Annotated in this window: 11 protein-coding genes and 1 pseudogene; 9 read left to right on the top strand and 3 right to left on the bottom strand. The window is 43.6% G+C overall.

The genetic code is table 11. The features are described from left to right. Window positions 1-170 precede the first annotated feature (170 nt). A complete protein-coding gene (gene mfd / locus AC6RV6_RS09700) occupies window positions 171-3,803 on the bottom strand; it encodes a transcription-repair coupling factor (RefSeq protein WP_500240638.1) in 3,633 nt (1,210 codons plus the stop codon). 437 nt (window positions 3,804-4,240) lie between these two features. Beyond that, the gene (locus AC6RV6_RS09695; RefSeq protein WP_500240637.1) at window positions 4,241-4,519 is read right to left on the bottom strand and encodes a TRADD-N-associated membrane domain-containing protein; all 279 of its coding nucleotides are present in this window, start codon (window positions 4,517-4,519) and stop codon (window positions 4,241-4,243) included. 696 nt (window positions 4,520-5,215) lie between these two features. Between AC6RV6_RS09695 and AC6RV6_RS09690 the strand changes: the two genes are divergently transcribed. From AC6RV6_RS09690 to coaBC, 8 genes and pseudogenes are all read left to right on the top strand, one after another. Beyond that, the gene (locus tag AC6RV6_RS09690) at window positions 5,216-6,040 is read left to right on the top strand and encodes a hypothetical protein (RefSeq protein ID WP_500240636.1); all 825 of its coding nucleotides are present in this window, start codon (window positions 5,216-5,218) and stop codon (window positions 6,038-6,040) included. A gap of 62 nt (window positions 6,041-6,102) precedes the next feature. Further along, entirely contained in the window at window positions 6,103-9,534 is a 3,432-nt protein-coding gene (locus AC6RV6_RS09685) for a CHAT domain-containing protein (protein ID WP_500240635.1), read from the top strand. 350 nt (window positions 9,535-9,884) lie between these two features. After that, window positions 9,885-10,280, top strand: a pseudogene (gene folK, locus AC6RV6_RS09680) (2-amino-4-hydroxy-6-hydroxymethyldihydropteridine diphosphokinase); the annotation flags it as partial. A 99-nt stretch (window positions 10,281-10,379) separates the two neighbouring features. Further along, a complete protein-coding gene (locus AC6RV6_RS09675; RefSeq protein ID WP_500240689.1) occupies window positions 10,380-10,931 on the top strand; it encodes an NUDIX hydrolase in 552 nt (183 codons plus the stop codon). 108 nt (window positions 10,932-11,039) lie between these two features. Further along, window positions 11,040-12,443: a WD40 domain-containing protein gene (locus AC6RV6_RS09670; RefSeq protein ID WP_500240634.1), complete on the top strand. Its 1,404-nt coding sequence runs from the start codon at window positions 11,040-11,042 to the stop codon at window positions 12,441-12,443. A 73-nt stretch (window positions 12,444-12,516) separates the two neighbouring features. Continuing rightward, a complete protein-coding gene (locus AC6RV6_RS09665; protein WP_500240633.1) occupies window positions 12,517-14,367 on the top strand; it encodes a two-component system response regulator in 1,851 nt (616 codons plus the stop codon). Between the two features lie 106 nt (window positions 14,368-14,473). Beyond that, a complete protein-coding gene (isiD, locus tag AC6RV6_RS09660; protein ID WP_500240632.1) occupies window positions 14,474-14,707 on the top strand; it encodes a protein IsiD in 234 nt (77 codons plus the stop codon). A gap of 3 nt (window positions 14,708-14,710) precedes the next feature. After that, complete coding sequence (coaBC, locus tag AC6RV6_RS09655; protein ID WP_500240631.1) at window positions 14,711-15,943, top strand: bifunctional phosphopantothenoylcysteine decarboxylase/phosphopantothenate--cysteine ligase CoaBC; 1,233 nt, start codon at window positions 14,711-14,713, stop codon at window positions 15,941-15,943. A gap of 11 nt (window positions 15,944-15,954) precedes the next feature. Here coaBC and AC6RV6_RS09650 read toward each other — a convergent pair whose 3' ends face one another. Beyond that, window positions 15,955-16,368 carry a hypothetical protein gene (locus tag AC6RV6_RS09650; RefSeq protein WP_500240630.1) on the bottom strand — a complete coding sequence of 138 codons (414 nt, stop codon included), beginning with the start codon at window positions 16,366-16,368 and terminating at the stop codon, window positions 15,955-15,957. Window positions 16,369-16,569: 201 nt separating this feature from the next. Here AC6RV6_RS09650 and AC6RV6_RS09645 point away from each other — a divergent pair, with 201 nt between their 5' ends. Next, window positions 16,570-16,911 (top strand): hypothetical protein, encoded by a 342-nt coding sequence (locus AC6RV6_RS09645; RefSeq protein WP_500240629.1) that lies wholly within the window; start codon window positions 16,570-16,572, stop codon window positions 16,909-16,911. Window positions 16,912-16,966: the final 55 nt, after the last annotated feature.

Below are 16,966 nucleotides of genomic sequence, written 5' to 3'. Positions count from 1 at the left end.
AGATCGGCGTGTTGTTGTTTGAGAGATAAGACGAGATTTATACCAATCGAATTTTTTGAAATTCTGCTTTAATCTGCTTTGACCTATATTGAATTTCATCGCGAATATTCAGCATAATGCAAGTATCGATTTAGTTAACTTGTATTCAGACAATTTTTGAAATTTAATCATTATTCATTGACTAAACTTTGTTGCATTCTTCCCAACCAGTCAATTAAACTTTCTAACTGTTTCTCGGGTTTCATTACTCCTAACCCTCGTACCGTGACTTTTTTCGGAGAATATACAAAGCGAGAAATTAAATGTTTGGGAACATTTTCTCGCAATAATCGCCATGCAGGTTCTTCCATTGGTGTTTCTAGGACGACGTGCTGTTTTCCGTCGGGTTTAATGCGGGAAAAACCCAGAGATTTAGCAATTTGTTTGAGGCGAATGACTTGAATTAGTTGTAATGCAGGACCGGGGATTTTTCCATAGCGATCGCACCAATCATCTTCAATATATTTTAACTCTTTTGCAGAACTCGCCGTCGCGACTGCGCGATAAGCAGACATCTTTTGTTCTATGTCGGGAATATAATCATTGGGAATAAATGCCGTTAATCTTAAATCGACGCTTGTATCGTCAACTTTAGGAATTTCTTGCCCTTGAACTTCTTGAATCGCTTCCTGTAACATAGACATATAAAGATCGAAGCCGATCGCAGTCATTTGTCCCGATTGTTCCACGCCCAAAAGATTTCCGACTCCGCGTATTTCCATATCTCGCGTCGCTAATTGATAGCCGGATCCTAACTGGGTAAATTCTTGAATAGCTCGCAATCTTTTCCGTGCCGTATCTGAGAGTTCGCGCTTATGGGGATATAATAACCATGCGTGAGCTTGGATGCCCGATCGCCCGACTCGTCCTCGCAATTGATAGAGTTGCGATAAGCCAAATTTCTGCGAATCTTCGACAACAATTGTATTGACACGAGGGATATCTAAACCCGATTCAATAATTGTCGTACAAACCAAAATATCTGCCTCACCATTATTAAAAGAAAGCATGGTTGCTTCTAATTCATTGGCCTCCATTTGTCCGTGAGCGATCGCAATTCTGGCACTGGGAATCATCAATCGTAACTGTCCGCCGACTTCTTCAATTCCTTCGACTCGGGGAACAACATAAAAGATTTGTCCGCCGCGATCTAATTCATTGCGAATTGCCGTGCGAATGACTTCAGGATTATAAGGAGAAAGATGAGTTTGAATAGGACGACGGGAAGGGGGTGGCGTGGTAATTAAACTCATCTCGCGAACGCCAGAAAGAGACATATAAAGAGTGCGAGGAATTGGTGTTGCGCTTAATGTTAAAACATCAACTTGTGTTTTAAAAGATTTGATTTTTTCCTTTTGATTGACTCCAAATCGTTGTTCTTCATCGACGACCAAAAGACCGAGATTTTTAAAGTCTATTCCTTTCCCTAAAAGTTGTTGTGTCCCGACCACAATATCCAGTTCTCCAGTTTTTAAACGCTGTAAAATCTCTTTGCGTTCCGATGCTGTCCGAAACCGATTTAATAAACCAATATTAATGGGATAAGGTGCAAAACGTTCTTTTAAAGTATGATAGTGTTGCTGAGTTAAAATCGTTGTCGGTGCTAAAAAAGCGACCTGTTTGTGTGCGGTTGTGACAACTTTAAAAATTGAACGAATTGCAACTTCTGTTTTCCCAAAACCCACATCTCCACAAATCAACCGATCCATCGGGCGATCGCTTTCTAAATCTCGCTTAACATCCTGTACGGCTTTGAGTTGATCTGGGGTCGGTTGATAGGGAAAAGAATCCTCAAACTCTTCTTGCCACGGGGCATCGGCAGGATAGGCAAAACCTTCCTGTTTTGAGCGTTGGGCATAGAGTTTTAAGAGATCGACTGCAACTTTCTTAATTGCTTTTTTGACCTTGTTTTTCGTTTTCGTCCACATTTTCCCGGTCATCTTATTGAGTTCCGGTTTTCCTTTTCCAGTTTGGCGAAAACGAGATAAATTGTCTAAAGTATCGGCGGGAATTCGCAAAATACCATCGGCATATTTAATGGTAATATATTCTCGTAACTCTAAGGTTTCTAAGCCAACAAATTGACCGACTCCGTGATGTTTGTGAACGACATAATCTCCCGGGGTGAGTTTGTTGACATCGACTTTTTTAGAAGCGGCGCGGCGACGTTTGCGAATGTAAGTTGGGCTGGCGAGGGTATGCTGGCCAAAAAACTCGCGATCGCCCACGACAACGATACGAAATGTGGGTAAAATAAAGCCTTCTAATTCTGCTAAACCGGAGTATTTTACCGCAACGGCAGTATTTTGAATATGCAAGCGATCGATCGCGGGATAATCTTTAGGGTTGGGAACAAATTGCGCCGCACAATCGTGTTCTTGGAGAAGGGCAACAGAGCGAGAAGGTTGAGCGGAAATCAGCCAAGTTGTATAATGATTTAAGGTCATGCCGTGATAAATTTCTCGCTTCCCCCGCAGAATTTCTGCTAACTTCGCAAATTGATGCGGCATTGTCGGAATGGGGCGACTGGCTAAGTTAACCGTAGGAATTGAAGATTGTGTCTTTTCCTCTGCTAATTCTGATAATAATAAGCGAGAGAATTGAGTTGCGATCGCATCTAAACAATCGTCAAAAGCCGCATGAACTTTTGGGAATTCTTGGCGATCGATAATTGCCCCTTTCCACTGTTCTTCCGCATGTTTGACCCAGAGATCGCTATGGGCGCGACATTGTTCGCTTTCATCGATCGCAATCAGGGTATTTTCCGGTAAATAATCCAATAAAGAAGCGGGTTTATCAAATGCCAGCCCCAAAAAGCGGCGCATTCCTTCGGGATAGTTTCCTTGGGAAAATAATTCTTGTTCTTCTGGGGTAAAAAACTCAGTAAAGCGATCGCTTAATTTCCCAGTTTCTTTATCTTTTAAAGCATCAGCAATAATCGGAGAAAAACTCGTCGGCGTGAGAGATAGAGTCTCAATTTTATCAAGCGATCGCTGAGTTGACGGGTCAAATTCCCGTATCTTTTCCAACTCATCCCCAAACCATTCCAAACGCACGGGAAGTTCCGCAGAAACGGGAAAAATATCAACGAGATCCCCTCTTCTACTCCATTGTCCTTCCATCTCCACCAGCGAAACTCGTTTGTAACCCAACTTAGCCAACTGGCGATCGCACGCTTTTGCCTTCATCGCCATCCCCACTTCCAAAGCCAAACAATAAGGCGCAAACGCTTCGGGAGGCGGTAAATGAGGCTGCAAAGCCCGCTCCGTCGTCACAATAACGAATTGAGGTTTGTTATTTGTTATTGGTTGCTTGTTATTTGATTCCGTTCCCTCTTCACTGGTGACTGGTTTCGATGCGCGTTCCCTTGGCGAATTCGATTCGCCGGGGTCGCATCGCTGGTGACTGGTGACTGATTCACTGGTGACTGGTGACTGGTGACTGGTGACTGATAACTGTCCCCAAATCATCTCGGATTCGGGGTCAAATGGCTCGTAGGGGGACGCTTCCGAGGTGGGATAGAAAAAAAAGTCTTGCCAGCCCATCGCCTCTAATTGAGCCGCCCATCGCCCGGCTTCTTCCAAGGTGGCACAGACGACAAAAAGATTCTTGCCCTCGGCGCGGGCGAGGGTTGACGCGACTAAGCCTTTCGGTAAGCGCGAGATGCCATTCAGGTGCAAACTATTCTGCTGTTGGAGTTTGGCACAGAGTTCGCGGGTGAGGGGCGATCGCGTTAGGGTGCGAATGATGGAAGATAAGGCCATCTGAAATATTGAGGGCGATGGGTCTACAACAAGCTAGGATAGCGCGTTTGACTCTCTTTCGGGTTGCGATCGCAAATGTAACGAAATATTACGGTTTTATGAAATTCCAGAAAAAGGGGTGACACCCCTCACCCCAAATGTTATATTAATTCTTGTAGATGCACCCTGATGATTGGGGGAGTCGCCTAGACGGGGACTCTCTTTTTTTTTGCTTGCTCGAGTAAAGGGGATTTGCTCGTATTTTTCGTTAAGCGATCGCACACCCTTTTGCTCTCAATTCAACTTTTCTGGCGCGATCGCAGTGTAACGAAATATTACGGTTTTATGAAATTCCATAAAAAGGGGTTACACCCCTCACCCCAAATGCTATATTAATTCTTGTAGATGCACCCTGATGATTGGGGGAGTCGCCTAGACGGGGACTCTCTTTTTTTTGTTTATTTTTCTGTCCATTCGCCAAGAAGTGCGATCGCATTTTGGGTTTCTCGTAGCAATTGAATTCCGCGCAATTTGCTGAAGACTCCCATCGTTGCAATGAGGGTTCCGGCGGTGAGTTGTCCGGAAAAGAGGAGGATTGCACCGAGTAGAATGGTAGCGGTAGAAAGTGCGATCGCACTCCAAGCGAGATTAAAACTGGCTTTATATTGGCGTAATGCTTCTTGGAGGATGGCTAATTTGAGGCGATCGCGATCGGGGTTGGGTTTTCTAAAAAACATGGTAATTTTTTGGGTTTATTTTGTTGCTTTGTTTTTAATTCTAAGCAGTCAGACTTTGATTTGACATGGGAATAACTGGCGCTATCTTTGTAGGGTGCGTTAGCGTAATGAAATAGAGCGTAACGCACCAATTTTGCTAATTTTGAGAAAAATAGCATTATTAAATCTTCTTTCTCGCTGTCGATCCACCAGGGATTGAAAATCCCTCATACAAAAAATCCATTGAAATGGATTGGAGAATTCTGCGATCGCATCGACTTTTATTAATCTAATTCTCTGATGGGTTAAGGAAATAAATCGTTAATTACATTGTCTTGCTCATTGTCGCTCCGCTAGGGATTGAAAATCCCTGTCTCATAGGAAAAATCCATTAAAATGGATTGGGGATTTTATTGCGATCGCGTTATTACCGAAATAAAACTTTAATCTTCATCAATGGATTGGGGATTTCACTGCGATCGCATTGACTTTTATCAACCTAGTCCTCTTCAGAGGACTTCTCGTATGAGACAGGGAATTTGATTCCCTGTCGGATCCATCGGATTACTGCCAGATCGTTGAAATTTTTTATCATTATAAATAGATTGAATTATTACAGAATCTGGGAATAACTGGGAATAACTGGGAATAACTGGAAAGGGGTTGCAGGTGAAATTTTACTTTTCTAGAATAGCGATAGAGTTGGAAAAATAAACCATGAGTTACGAACAAGACGAACAACAATTTTTAGAAGCACAAGCGACACGCTTTGGTTTTGTGAAAAAACGGCGCTTGATTTTTATTCAACGTCTTTTAGAAGCCAATGCCGATTTAAGCGATACGAATTTAGCAGATATTTTAGATGTCAATCCTGTAAGACCAGGTATCGTTACAGAGAATTTAGGAGTAATCTATAAAGTATTAGAGAAGATAGGTTGTGATTATGGCAACGTGCAGCGCAAGCGATGGAAAGTTGTTAAAACATGGTTGCGTTTTGAGGTTTATCCAAAGTGGAAAAAACAGCGTCAACCTGTTATCCTGTCTCTAGATGAACTATGGCGAAACTTGCGAGGAGAGGCAAAACGGGATATGAATTGGATTCGGTTTATCCCCTCGGAAGAATATCAAAGAGGAATTAAGGAATTGAGACGTAATGATGCTAAAATTCCTTTGAATGTGCCTTCGATTATCGGTTTAGATTTGCCTTATCCCGGACAGTCTTTATTATTGTTTAATCGGGGACGAGATACGCGCTATTGTTTGTGTCCTTCTCGGGCGTTTGCACCGCAGAATGAATTGCAAAATGGGTTGGTTTGGTTGCCGCAGGAGGGGGCAGATTTTGGGCAGATTACGTTTGATAGCGCTGGGAAAGAGGAGTTTTTAGCGATCGTTTTACAGAAACCTTTATCATTATCTTGGTTGGATATGAAGGGGGAAAATATTGCGCCGATTTGGGATGCGGTAAAGTTAAATGAAGTTTGGGAGCATTTACAGCAACAAGAAAATTGGTTGGCATTTTATCAAGAATTTGAAGTGAGTTAATTCAGTTATCAGTCACCAGTTAAAACCAAAGTACGCAAACTAAATATGTGAGGGAATTAAAAATGGACGAACAACGGATGCAAGAATATGTCAATCTCATTCACCAATTGCTGCAATGTGAATCTGGCGAAGAAGCGGCAATTTTGCAAGCAAATACTCATCTGGTGGATGAGGGATTATTGTTAACCATGCAGGCATTTGCAACAAAACTAAATGAAGATGGGCAAGAAAACGCTGAACAGAGATTGTTGAGTTTGATAGAAAAAACTTTATTTAATATAGGATTAACTTGTAAAAGTCTAGATAATAAAAATAGATTAATATCGCAAGATTATCTAGGATTTGTTTTTGACTTAATGGAAGCAGAAGATGAAGAAAACAGGCAAAAAACACAGATTCTTTTGAGAAAAAATTCAAATCTTCTCAATCCAAAGTTTATAGAAGTTTTAAAAAATATAGTAACTGGAGTAATAGAAGAAAATCCAGAAATCAAAGATTTTATGATTGCTTTTGTTGGCAATCTCAGTATTCAGATTAGCGAGATTTCTGTGGGTAATATTTCCAACTATCAAGAAATAGCAATTTCTGGTTATAAATTTATTCTGCATTATCATAATTTAAAAAGTGAAACTGAAGGAACAATAAAAGTTTGTCTCGGTAATTCGTATTCAGATCGTATAAAAGGAGACAAGGCTAAGAACTTAGAAAAAGCGATCATTTTTTATAAACAGGTTTTAACTATCTACACTCAAGAGAATTTTCCTGTAGATTGGGCAATGACTCAAAATAATCTCGCAAATGCCTATAGTAATCGTATAGAAGGAAACAAAACAGAGAACTTAGAGAAGGCAATTTCTACTTATAAAAAGGCTTTAACTATCCACACTCAAGAAGATTTTCCTATAGATTGGGCAAGGATTCAAAATAATCTTGGTAATACATATAGAAGTCGGATAAAAAAAGATAGAGCTAAGAATTTAGAGAAAGCAATCTCTGCTTATCAGCAGGCTTTAACTATCCACACTCAAGAGGACTTTCCCATAGATTGGGCAAATGTACAAAATGGTCTTGGTAATACCTATTTTTGTCGAATTCAGGGTAATCATTCAGAAAACTTAGAGCAAGCCATCTTTGCTTATCAAAGAGCTTTAACTATCTTTACGCGAGAGAATTTTCCTTTAAAATATGCAATGACTCAAAATAATCTCGCAAATGCTTATACTAATCGAATAAAAGGATACAAGGCAGAGAACTTGGAGAAAGCGATCTCTACTTATAAAAAGGCTTTATCTATTTACACAAAAAAAGATTTTTCTGTAGAATGGGCAAATGCTCAACATAATCTTGCAAATGCTTATTCAGAGAGAATAAGAGGAAACAAAGAAGATAATTTAGAAAAAGCAATTGCTTTATACAAAAACGCTTTAGCGATCCGCACTAAACAAAAAAATCCTGTGGATTGGGCAAGCACACAACTCAATCTTGGTAATACTTATTCAGATCGAACTAAAGAAAATAAAATTGAAAATCAAAAAAGAGCTATAACTTCTTACCAATTTGCTTTAACTATTTTTACCTTGGAAAATTTCCCATTAGGGTATCTAGGGACAGAGCGAAATTTAGGCAATTTATACTTTAGCCAAGAAAACTGGAAACTCGCGATTAAATCATACTCTAACGCCATCCAAGCCGTCGAACAAATTCGCCTCTGGGCAACTACAGACCAACGCCGAAAAGAGATTGTTAAAGAAGCCATTAACATTTATAAAAACCTCGTGCAATCTTACATTAACATCGGAGAAATTGCCAAAGCGATAGAAACTGCAGAGCGATCGCGCTGCAAACAATTAATCGACTTAATGGCAAGCAAAGAACTGTACGGCGATGCCAATATTTCCCCCGAAGTCCAAGACTATTTGCAACAGTACGATCGCATAGAACTGCAAATTTACACCTATCATTCTGCCCTACAGTCTACCAGTCACAAAGAACCCGCCCTCACCCGCCAACTGCGATCCGAAACCCTGCAAGAAAACGCCCGCGAAATCCAACAATTACAACAAGAAAAACAACACCTTTGGGAAGAAATTCGCCGCCGCGATCCCATTATCGCCGGACAAATTCAAATCGATCCCTTGAACTTCTCCCAAATGCAGGCACTCATTGAAGACAAAACAACCGCTATTCTCATTTTCTACACTACCGACAACGATACTCATATTTTCATCCTCCACCCAACCGGAAAACCGGAACATTTCACCTGCGAAGGACAAGGACTGGAAACATTCCAAAATTGGTTATTCCAAAATTGGTTCATTCCCTACAAAACCCAATTCAGTCAATGGAAAGCCAATATGAGAACAGTCTTATCAGAAATCTCCCAACGCTTGCAACTCAACGAACTCATTGACCAACATTTACAAGGCATAGAAGAACTCATTATCATCCCCCATTTAGCCCTGCATCAAATCCCCTTTGCAGCCTTAGAAATTAACCCGAAAAGCCAAATTACGCCCCCAAATCTGAGGGAAGAATCCGGAAAGACCCCCGAAATCGGAGGATTGAGGGAGCAAACACCAGCCGATCGCACGCGCGGAATTGCCGAACTCAGCGCCAAACCCGCCCCTCAACCCCCTCAAAACACTTATTACTTAAGCGATCGCTTTCGCCTGCGAACCGTCCCCAGTTGCCAAATTCTCAACTACTGTCACCAACGGGAACAACTGTCCCAAACCCCTCACCTCGGTATCGTCGAAGATGCTAACGAAAATCTCCCCTTTACCCGCTACGAATGCGATACCCTCGCCCAACGCTACCAAGTCCCCGATCGCCATCACCTGCGCGGAAAACAAGCCACCCTCGACAACTATAAAACCCTCCTACAGCAAATCCACCGCCTCCACACCAGCCACCACGCCGCCTCCAATCTCAACGATCCCCTTGCTTCCACCCTGCAACTCAGCGATCGCAATCTCACCCTCAGCCAACTCCTCACCTGGCGCGTTCCCCAACTCGCCGAAGTCTTCGCATCTGCCTGCGAAACTCACTTCACCGCCACCGAACTCACCGACGATCTCCTCACTATCTCCACCGGATTTCTCTGTGCTGGAGTCCGTAACGTTATCAGCACCCAATGGTCAGTAGAAGACCTTGCCAGCGCCCTCTTAGCAATTTTTTACTACAAAAATCGCGACGCAGGCCGCAGCCGTTCTCGCGCCTTACAGCAAGCACGACAGCAATTGCGAACTCTCACCGGAGAAGAACTTAAAACCCACTATTACGAGCGATTAAAAGTACATTTAGAAAAATTATACCAACACGCCCAAACCCGATCCTTGCACAGCCAAAGCGATCGCACCGAAGCCGAAAAATGGTCAAAAGAACGAGATAAAATCGCCAATCAACAACAACGCTTACCCCGCCTGTGCCAAGAAGCCTCACCCTTTGCCAGTCCCTACTATTGGGCGGGTTTTATCTCCCAAGGCAGAGCGTAAAAGCAAACGGAAATCGCGCGATCGCCTTTTCTTGTAAACTATTAACCTAAGTTGCTATGCGATCGGGAATTCCCCAATCCATTTATGAAGATTTAAAAATCAAATCGGTAATTACGATAACTCTCTCAGTTCCGATCCGCCGGGGATTCAAAATCCCCGTCTCATATAAGAAGTCCTCTCAAGAGGACTGAATTCCTCAATTTCAGGACAAATTGCACGGTCGCAATCCATTTCAATGGATTTTTCGTATGAGACAGGGATTTTCAATCCCTGGCGGATCTGGCGGATCGACAATGAGAAGGACAATCTAATTACCGATTTATTTTCTTACCGCATCATTTCAAGGAAAAATGCCCCAACCTTCTCATCTCTGCGCGATCGCCCTCGGTAGCAATATCGGCAACTCCAGACAAATTTTAAACACCGCGATCGCCCTCCTTTCCCAAACCCCCAAAATTACCCTAGAGAAGCATTCCCAATGGTATCGCACCGAAGCGATCGGACCGCCACAACCCCAATATCTCAACGGTTGCGCCCTACTCAAAGTCGAATTAACCCCCGCAGAACTATTAAAAATCCTCTTAGAAATCGAACGACGATGCGGACGAATGCGACGAGAAAAATGGGGACCGCGATCGCTGGACCTCGATATTCTTTTCTTTAGCGATCGTATCCTGCAAACCTCCCCCTTAACCATCCCTCACCCTCACTTACGAGAACGCGCTTTCGTCCTCATTCCCCTCGCAGAAATTGCCCCCCATTGGGTCGATCCCGTGACGGGAAAGACCGTCAAAGACCTTCAACAAAGGGTAAACTGTTCGGATGTCACTTTATTACCCATCCCCATGCCCCCCGGTCAAGAACCCCCTCAACTCCTCCAACAACGCCTTGCCTATCAGGGACGAAAATTCAACTTTGAAGTCAACCGCCTGCGCCTCCCCAATAAAGCAGAAGGAGACTGGGAGTGCATTCGCCATCCCGGAGGCTCCCTCGCCGTCCCCGTGACTCCAGACGGCAAACTCGTTTTAGTACGACAATATCGCTTTGCCGTCTGCGGACGACTATTAGAATTTCCCGCCGGCACCGTCGAACCCCACGAAGACCCAGCCGAAACCATTAAACGAGAAATTGAAGAAGAAACCGGATATCGTGCCAAAACATGGGATTCTCTCGGTCAATTTCCCCTCGCCCCGGGCTATTCCGACGAGTATATTTACGCCTTTCTCGCCCGAGATTTGGAAAAGTTGGACAATCCCCCCAACCAAGACGAAGATGAAGATATCGAAGTGGTCTTAATGACCCCTCAAGAGTTAGAAAAAACCATTTTGAACGCCAGTGCATCCATTGATGCGAAAACCATCGCCAGTTTTGTTCTCGCCCGTCCTTGGCTCAAATAATGTAGGGTGCGTAACGCGATCGCGCAACGCACCTATTGGTAAAATCAAGAAAAGTTGGTGCGTTACGCTCCATTTGATGCCGCTAACGCACCCTACATCTCTAAACTCATGAACCAATATTATGAAAGATTAGAACTCCAGCCCGGTGCATCCCCAGAAGAGATCAAACAGGCTTATCGGAAACTGGTGAAAGAATGGCATCCCGATCGCTTTCCCGACGAACCGCAACGCCAACAACAAGCAGAAGAAAAAATCAAAGAAATTAATGAGGCTTACGAATATTTAAAGGTTCATCCCGTCAAAGTCTCTAAAACCAAACAACGCGATCGCGATAACAAAACTGTCGAAGCTGAATATCATTACCACCGAGGAGTCAAAAAAGCCAAGCAAGAATCTTATAAAGAAGCCTTAGAACATTTTTCCCAAGCGATTTTTTATCGACCTGATTATGTTGATGCCTACAAATATCGCGGTTTTGTTTACTCGATCCTCGGAAAAGATCGCAAAGCGAACGCCGATCTACGTCGCGTTGGCGAATTAAGACGCAAATGGGGACAACCTTCAACCTATTCCCCCCCCGATCGCCATACTTCTACCCAAAATGCCAACACCCCTTGGAGTTGTGCGGGAACCTTAAGAAGCCATACGAATATTGTTAGTGCGATCGCCATCGATCCCCAAGGGAAAATTTTTGCCAGTAGTAGTTACGATGGCACCGTCAGACTTTGGCAACTGAGTACAGGGCAACAATTGCGGGTTTTCCAACATGGAGAACCCGTTTATTGCGTCGCTATTTCTCCCGACAGTCGCACCATTGCAACAGGAGGCAAAGATCGAACAATTAAACTGTGGAACGCCCAAACCGGACAGCATATTCGCACCCTCGGCGGCTGGTTTGGCGGTCATGCCGATACGGTTTTAACCGTCGCCTTTCATCCCGATCGCAAGCGTTTAGCCAGTGGTAGCGCCGATCGCACGGTGCGTTTGTGGAAGCTCAATTCCGGCAAAGAATTGCGACAAATCTCCGGTTATTCTAACGCCATCACTTCCCTCGCCATCAGTCCAGATGGGACAATTTTAGTGACGGGGAGTTTGGAAAAAGCAATTAAAATTCGCCAATTCGGAAGCGGTCAATTAGTGCGATCGCTGCGAGAATCTTATAAAATCTTAACAGTAGCTTTTAGTCCCGACGGCGAAACCTTTGCCAGTGGCGGCAGCGACGGCATGGCGCGGCTTTGGGATTTAAAAAGCGGACGAGTTTTACAAACTTTTGCCGAACATAGCGATTTTGTCAGTGCCGTTTCCTTTAGCAAAGATGGGAAAATCTTATTAAGTGGCGATGGGGATGGGAATATTAAATTGTGGCAAGTGGAAACGGGGGAAGAAATTTGCACTTTAAGCGAACATGGCGATCGCATCATGTCCGTGGCTTTAAGTCCGGGGGGAAATAGTTTGGTTAGTTGCAGTGCCGATCGCACTATTAAAATTTGGTGGCGATCGGATACGGGATAATTACATCAAATTGCTAATTAAAATCATCCCTTAAAATTAAGTTGGGAAAGCGGAAAATAAACAACCGATAACAATGGAGCGAACCACCGCAACCACAGCAGATATCTTACTGGTTGACGATACCCCGGACAACCTGCGCTTGTTAAGTACAGCGTTATCGCAACGCGGCTACAAAGTTCGAGGAGCAATTGACGGCAACATGGCACTGATGGGAGCAAATGCGGCTCCTCCCGACCTCATTTTATTGGATATTTGTATGCCGGGGATGAGTGGCTATGAAGTTTGCGAACGGCTCAAATCCGAGGCAAAAACCTCCCAAATCCCAGTTATTTTTGTTAGTGCGTTAGATGAAACGATCGATAAAGTTAGAGCTTTTGGTCTTGGAGGTGTTGACTATATTACGAAACCTTTTCAATTTGAAGAGGTGATTGCTCGTATTGAAAATCAACTCACCATCCGACGGCTACAAATTTCGTTACAGACTTTAAACAACCAATTAGAAAAACGAGTGCGCGAGAGAACTTTTGAATTAGAGCGCGAAGTTCTACAACGCAAAAAAGCACAGGAACAATTACTGCATTTGGCCTTACACGATCCTTTAACTCAACTGCCCAATCGCTCTCTATTTATAGAACGTTTAGAAGATGCAATTCTCAAAAGTCAGACCAATGCAAATTATAGTTTTGTTGTCATGTTTCTCGACTGCGATCGCTTTAAACGAGTGAATGATTCCCTCGGTCACAATATTGGCGATCGCTTATTAGTTGCTGTCGCCGATCGCTTGCAAACCTGTTTGCGTCCGAGAGATACTCTCGCTCGTTTGGGGGGAGATGAATTTGCCATTTTACTCGATGCGATCGAGCACAAAAAAGAGATTATACAAATTGCCGAACGTCTTAACTATCGACTGGCGGATCCTTTCCATCTCTACGAATACGAAGTCTTTATTAATGTCAGTATTGGCATTGTCTTAAGTCAAGAAAGTTTATATCAACAATTTTATGGACTTGAAACCGAGGAAATTTGCTATGAAAAACCAGAACATCTCCTGCGGGATGCAGATACGGCAATGTATCGAGCCAAAGCATTAGGAAAAGCGCGTTACGAAATCTTTAATCCTAAAATGTACCATCAGGCCTTGAATTTGTTGCATTTAGAAAACGATCTCAGGCGAGCTTTCGAGCGCCAAGAATTTGTAATTTATTACCAACCTATTGTTTCTTTAAAACAAGGTCAAATCATTGGCTTTGAAGCCCTCGTGCGCTGGAATCATCCTCAACGAGGCCTTGTTCCTCCCGATGATTTTATCCCGATCGCAGAAGAAATGGGGCTTATTATTCCTCTTGGCGATTGGATTCTCAAAGAATCCTGCCAGCAATTAAAAAAATGGCACGATCGCAACTTCGGAGGCGAGTTGCCGATCGTGAGCGTTAATTTATCAGTCTGTCAGTTTTCGCAAATCGACCCGATTGAAAAAATAGAAAATATCTTGCAAGAAGTTCAATTAGAAAACCATTATTTGAAACTGGAAATCACAGAAAGTGTTCTGATCGATCGTCCCGAATCCATCGTATATCTCTTAGAACAAATCAAATCTCGAAACATTCAAATTAGTCTCGATGATTTTGGCACCGGCTATTCCTCTTTAAGTTATTTGCATCGTTTTCCCATCGATACCGTAAAAATCGATCGCTCTTTTATTAATCGCCTAGATGAAAATGGCAAGAATTTAGGCATCGTACAAGCCATTATTTCCCTCGCCCATAATTTGAAAATGGAAACCATTGCCGAAGGAATTGAAACGGCGACTCAACTCACTTACTTGCGGAATTTGGGTTGCGGATACGGTCAAGGCTATTTTTTTGCTAAACCCTTGAATAGCCAGCAAGCAGAAGAACTCCTCGTCCGTAACCCTCGATGGTAATCGTATAGTTTTATGGCTCGAGAGGCGATTGATTCGATTTTGATATACCATTTGAGATGAGACTAAATCGAGGCAGTAAAACTTCGCTTCTCTTGGAGGTGCAGCGATGACGGGCATAGCAGCAACAACAAATCCAAAACAAAACTTAAACTTGGATGTTAGCCAAATTGCCGCAGAAGATGTGGCACAACTGGCGGAACGACTGGATCGAGACGACTATGCCAATCCTTTTGAAGCTTTGGAAGATTGGCATTTACTCCGAGCGATCGCATTTCACAATGCCGATCTCGTTGAATCCTATCTCTATCTACTCGATATCGAAGCCTATGACGAAGCCTGAACAATGCTTCTAGATAAACGAGTTCTTATTGGTATTACGGGAGGAATTGCTGCCTATAAGATTTGTGAAGTTATTTCCACTCTTTTTAAGGCAGGGGCAAAAGTTCGCGTGATTTTAAGCGATCGCGCAACTCAGTTTGTTACGCCTCTCACCGTTTCTACTCTCAGTCGCCATCCTGCTTATACGGATGGCGATTTTTGGCATGGTGATTTTCGGCAATCTACCCATTCTCGCCCTTTACACATTGAATTGGGGGAATGGGCAGAATTATTGGTCTTAGCGCCTCTGACGGCCAATACCTTGGGGAAATTAGCCTGCGGTTTGGCGGATAATCTTCTCACCAATACTGTTTTGGCTTCTTCTTGTCCTATCCTCCTCGCCCCAGCGATGAATACGGAAATGTGGGAACAACTTGCCGTACAAGAGAATTGGCAAAAACTGCAGCAATCTCCCCGCTATCACAGTCTCGATCCGGGAAGGGGCTTGCTGGCTTGCGATCGCGTTGGGACGGGCAGAATGGCAGAACCCGCAGAAATTCTTCCCGCGATTCAATCTCTCCTCTATCGCAGCCAGCCGGATCTCGTGGGAAAACGGATTTTAATCAATGGAGGTGGAACGCGAGAACATCTCGATCCGGTTCGTTTTTTGGGTAATCCTTCCACGGGTAAAATGGGCATCGCCTTAGCCCAAGCGGCTGTCTATCGCGGCGCTGCGGTGACTTTCATTCATGCCCCGATCGCAGAACATTTACTGGCATCTTTCCCCAAAACCATTCGCAAAATTGCCGTCACCACTGCCGCGCAACTTCATGAGGAAATGCTAGACTATTTTCCTGAGGCAGACTGGGCAATTTTATCGGCAGCCGTTGCCGATAGGAAACCAGCCCATTATTGCAATCGCAAGCTCCCCAAAAACGAGATTCCTGCGTCTCTTCCCCTGTCTTCAGTTGCCGATATTGCTGCAGAGTTAGGCAAACACAAACAACCCAACCAAAAAACGATCGGGTTTGCAGCACAAACAGGGGATATTGTCAAGCCAGCTTTAGAAAAATTGCAGCGTAAAAATTTAGATGCGATCGCAGCGAACCCAATCGATATCCTTGATGCCGGATTTAACAGCGAGACCAACCAAGGGATATTTATTGACAAAACCGGAAGACAAGAAGCGATCGCCAAGTGCAGTAAATTAGAATTAGCTCATCGCCTGCTGGATTTTATTGCACAAATTCCGCCATAAAGTAACTCAATTTACTGGCGAATCGACAAAGTATAGCTATATTGATTATTCGCCCCCGAGCTATCGCCCACGTGAATTTTATAAGCGCCTGCCGGCCAGAGTCCGTTAATATCGGCTTGACCGTCAATTGCACGAGTGCAAAAGCGCCCATCGGGACCGTCAATTAAAAGAGTGGGTTCGCCGCCTTCCACTTCGATTTTAATTTCCATTGCGTCGATATCGGTATCGAGAGTAATGACATGATTGGGATTATTGGCAACAAAACCGCAATCGTTTGTTGCAATACTCCCCCCCGATCGCCCACTTAAAATTTTGTTATAGTTCGGTTCGGGTCTAATCGCAATGGTTTCAGCAAGAGCAATTCCCGCATTGAGAAAACCAATCGCGATCGCCATTGAAAACAGTGATTTGATTCGGAACATCATTTTTTCTCCAGATTTGAGTTCGCCTTCGTCTTTATTATTACGTCTGGCAGTTCAGTCATCAGGCAGAATGTTACTGTTTACCAACTGTCCGGATTCACGAAAAAGCCAGCCCAACTTTAAATTTTTTATTTGATAATAGAGTTAAGTATAGTCGCTAATTTTTTCTTTGGCGATCGCTAAATTTGCCAACCCGATATTCCTATGACTTCTCCCAGCAATCGAGATTTAGAACAAAAACTTCAAGAGCTAGAAACAGAGCTACATCAAGCCACTAGCACGACGCAAACTCCTCAAACCTCAGAACCCAAAATTCAGCCAAATGACTCAACCTCAAGCGCATTAGACTTCAATCGTGTTGTAACAACTCTTAAAATCATCTTCGATGCTTTGCCTCCCGTCGGCAAAATATTGGTTGTGCTTTTGGGTGCGGGTCTGGTTCTCTCCGTTGTCAGTGGTCTTTTGCGTTTGCTGACCTCTTTAATCGTCCTCGCGATCGTCGGCATCCTCGGCTACTGTGCCTACCAATTGTTTTTTAAAGATTAAAGAAAAAGCCTCCAACCTAAACCGGAAGCATTGTTCATTGCTCATTGTTTATTGA

It is taken from the genome of Spirulina sp. LEGE 11439 (genome assembly GCF_059821285.1).
This window is presented reverse-complemented; position numbering and strand designations above follow the sequence as displayed.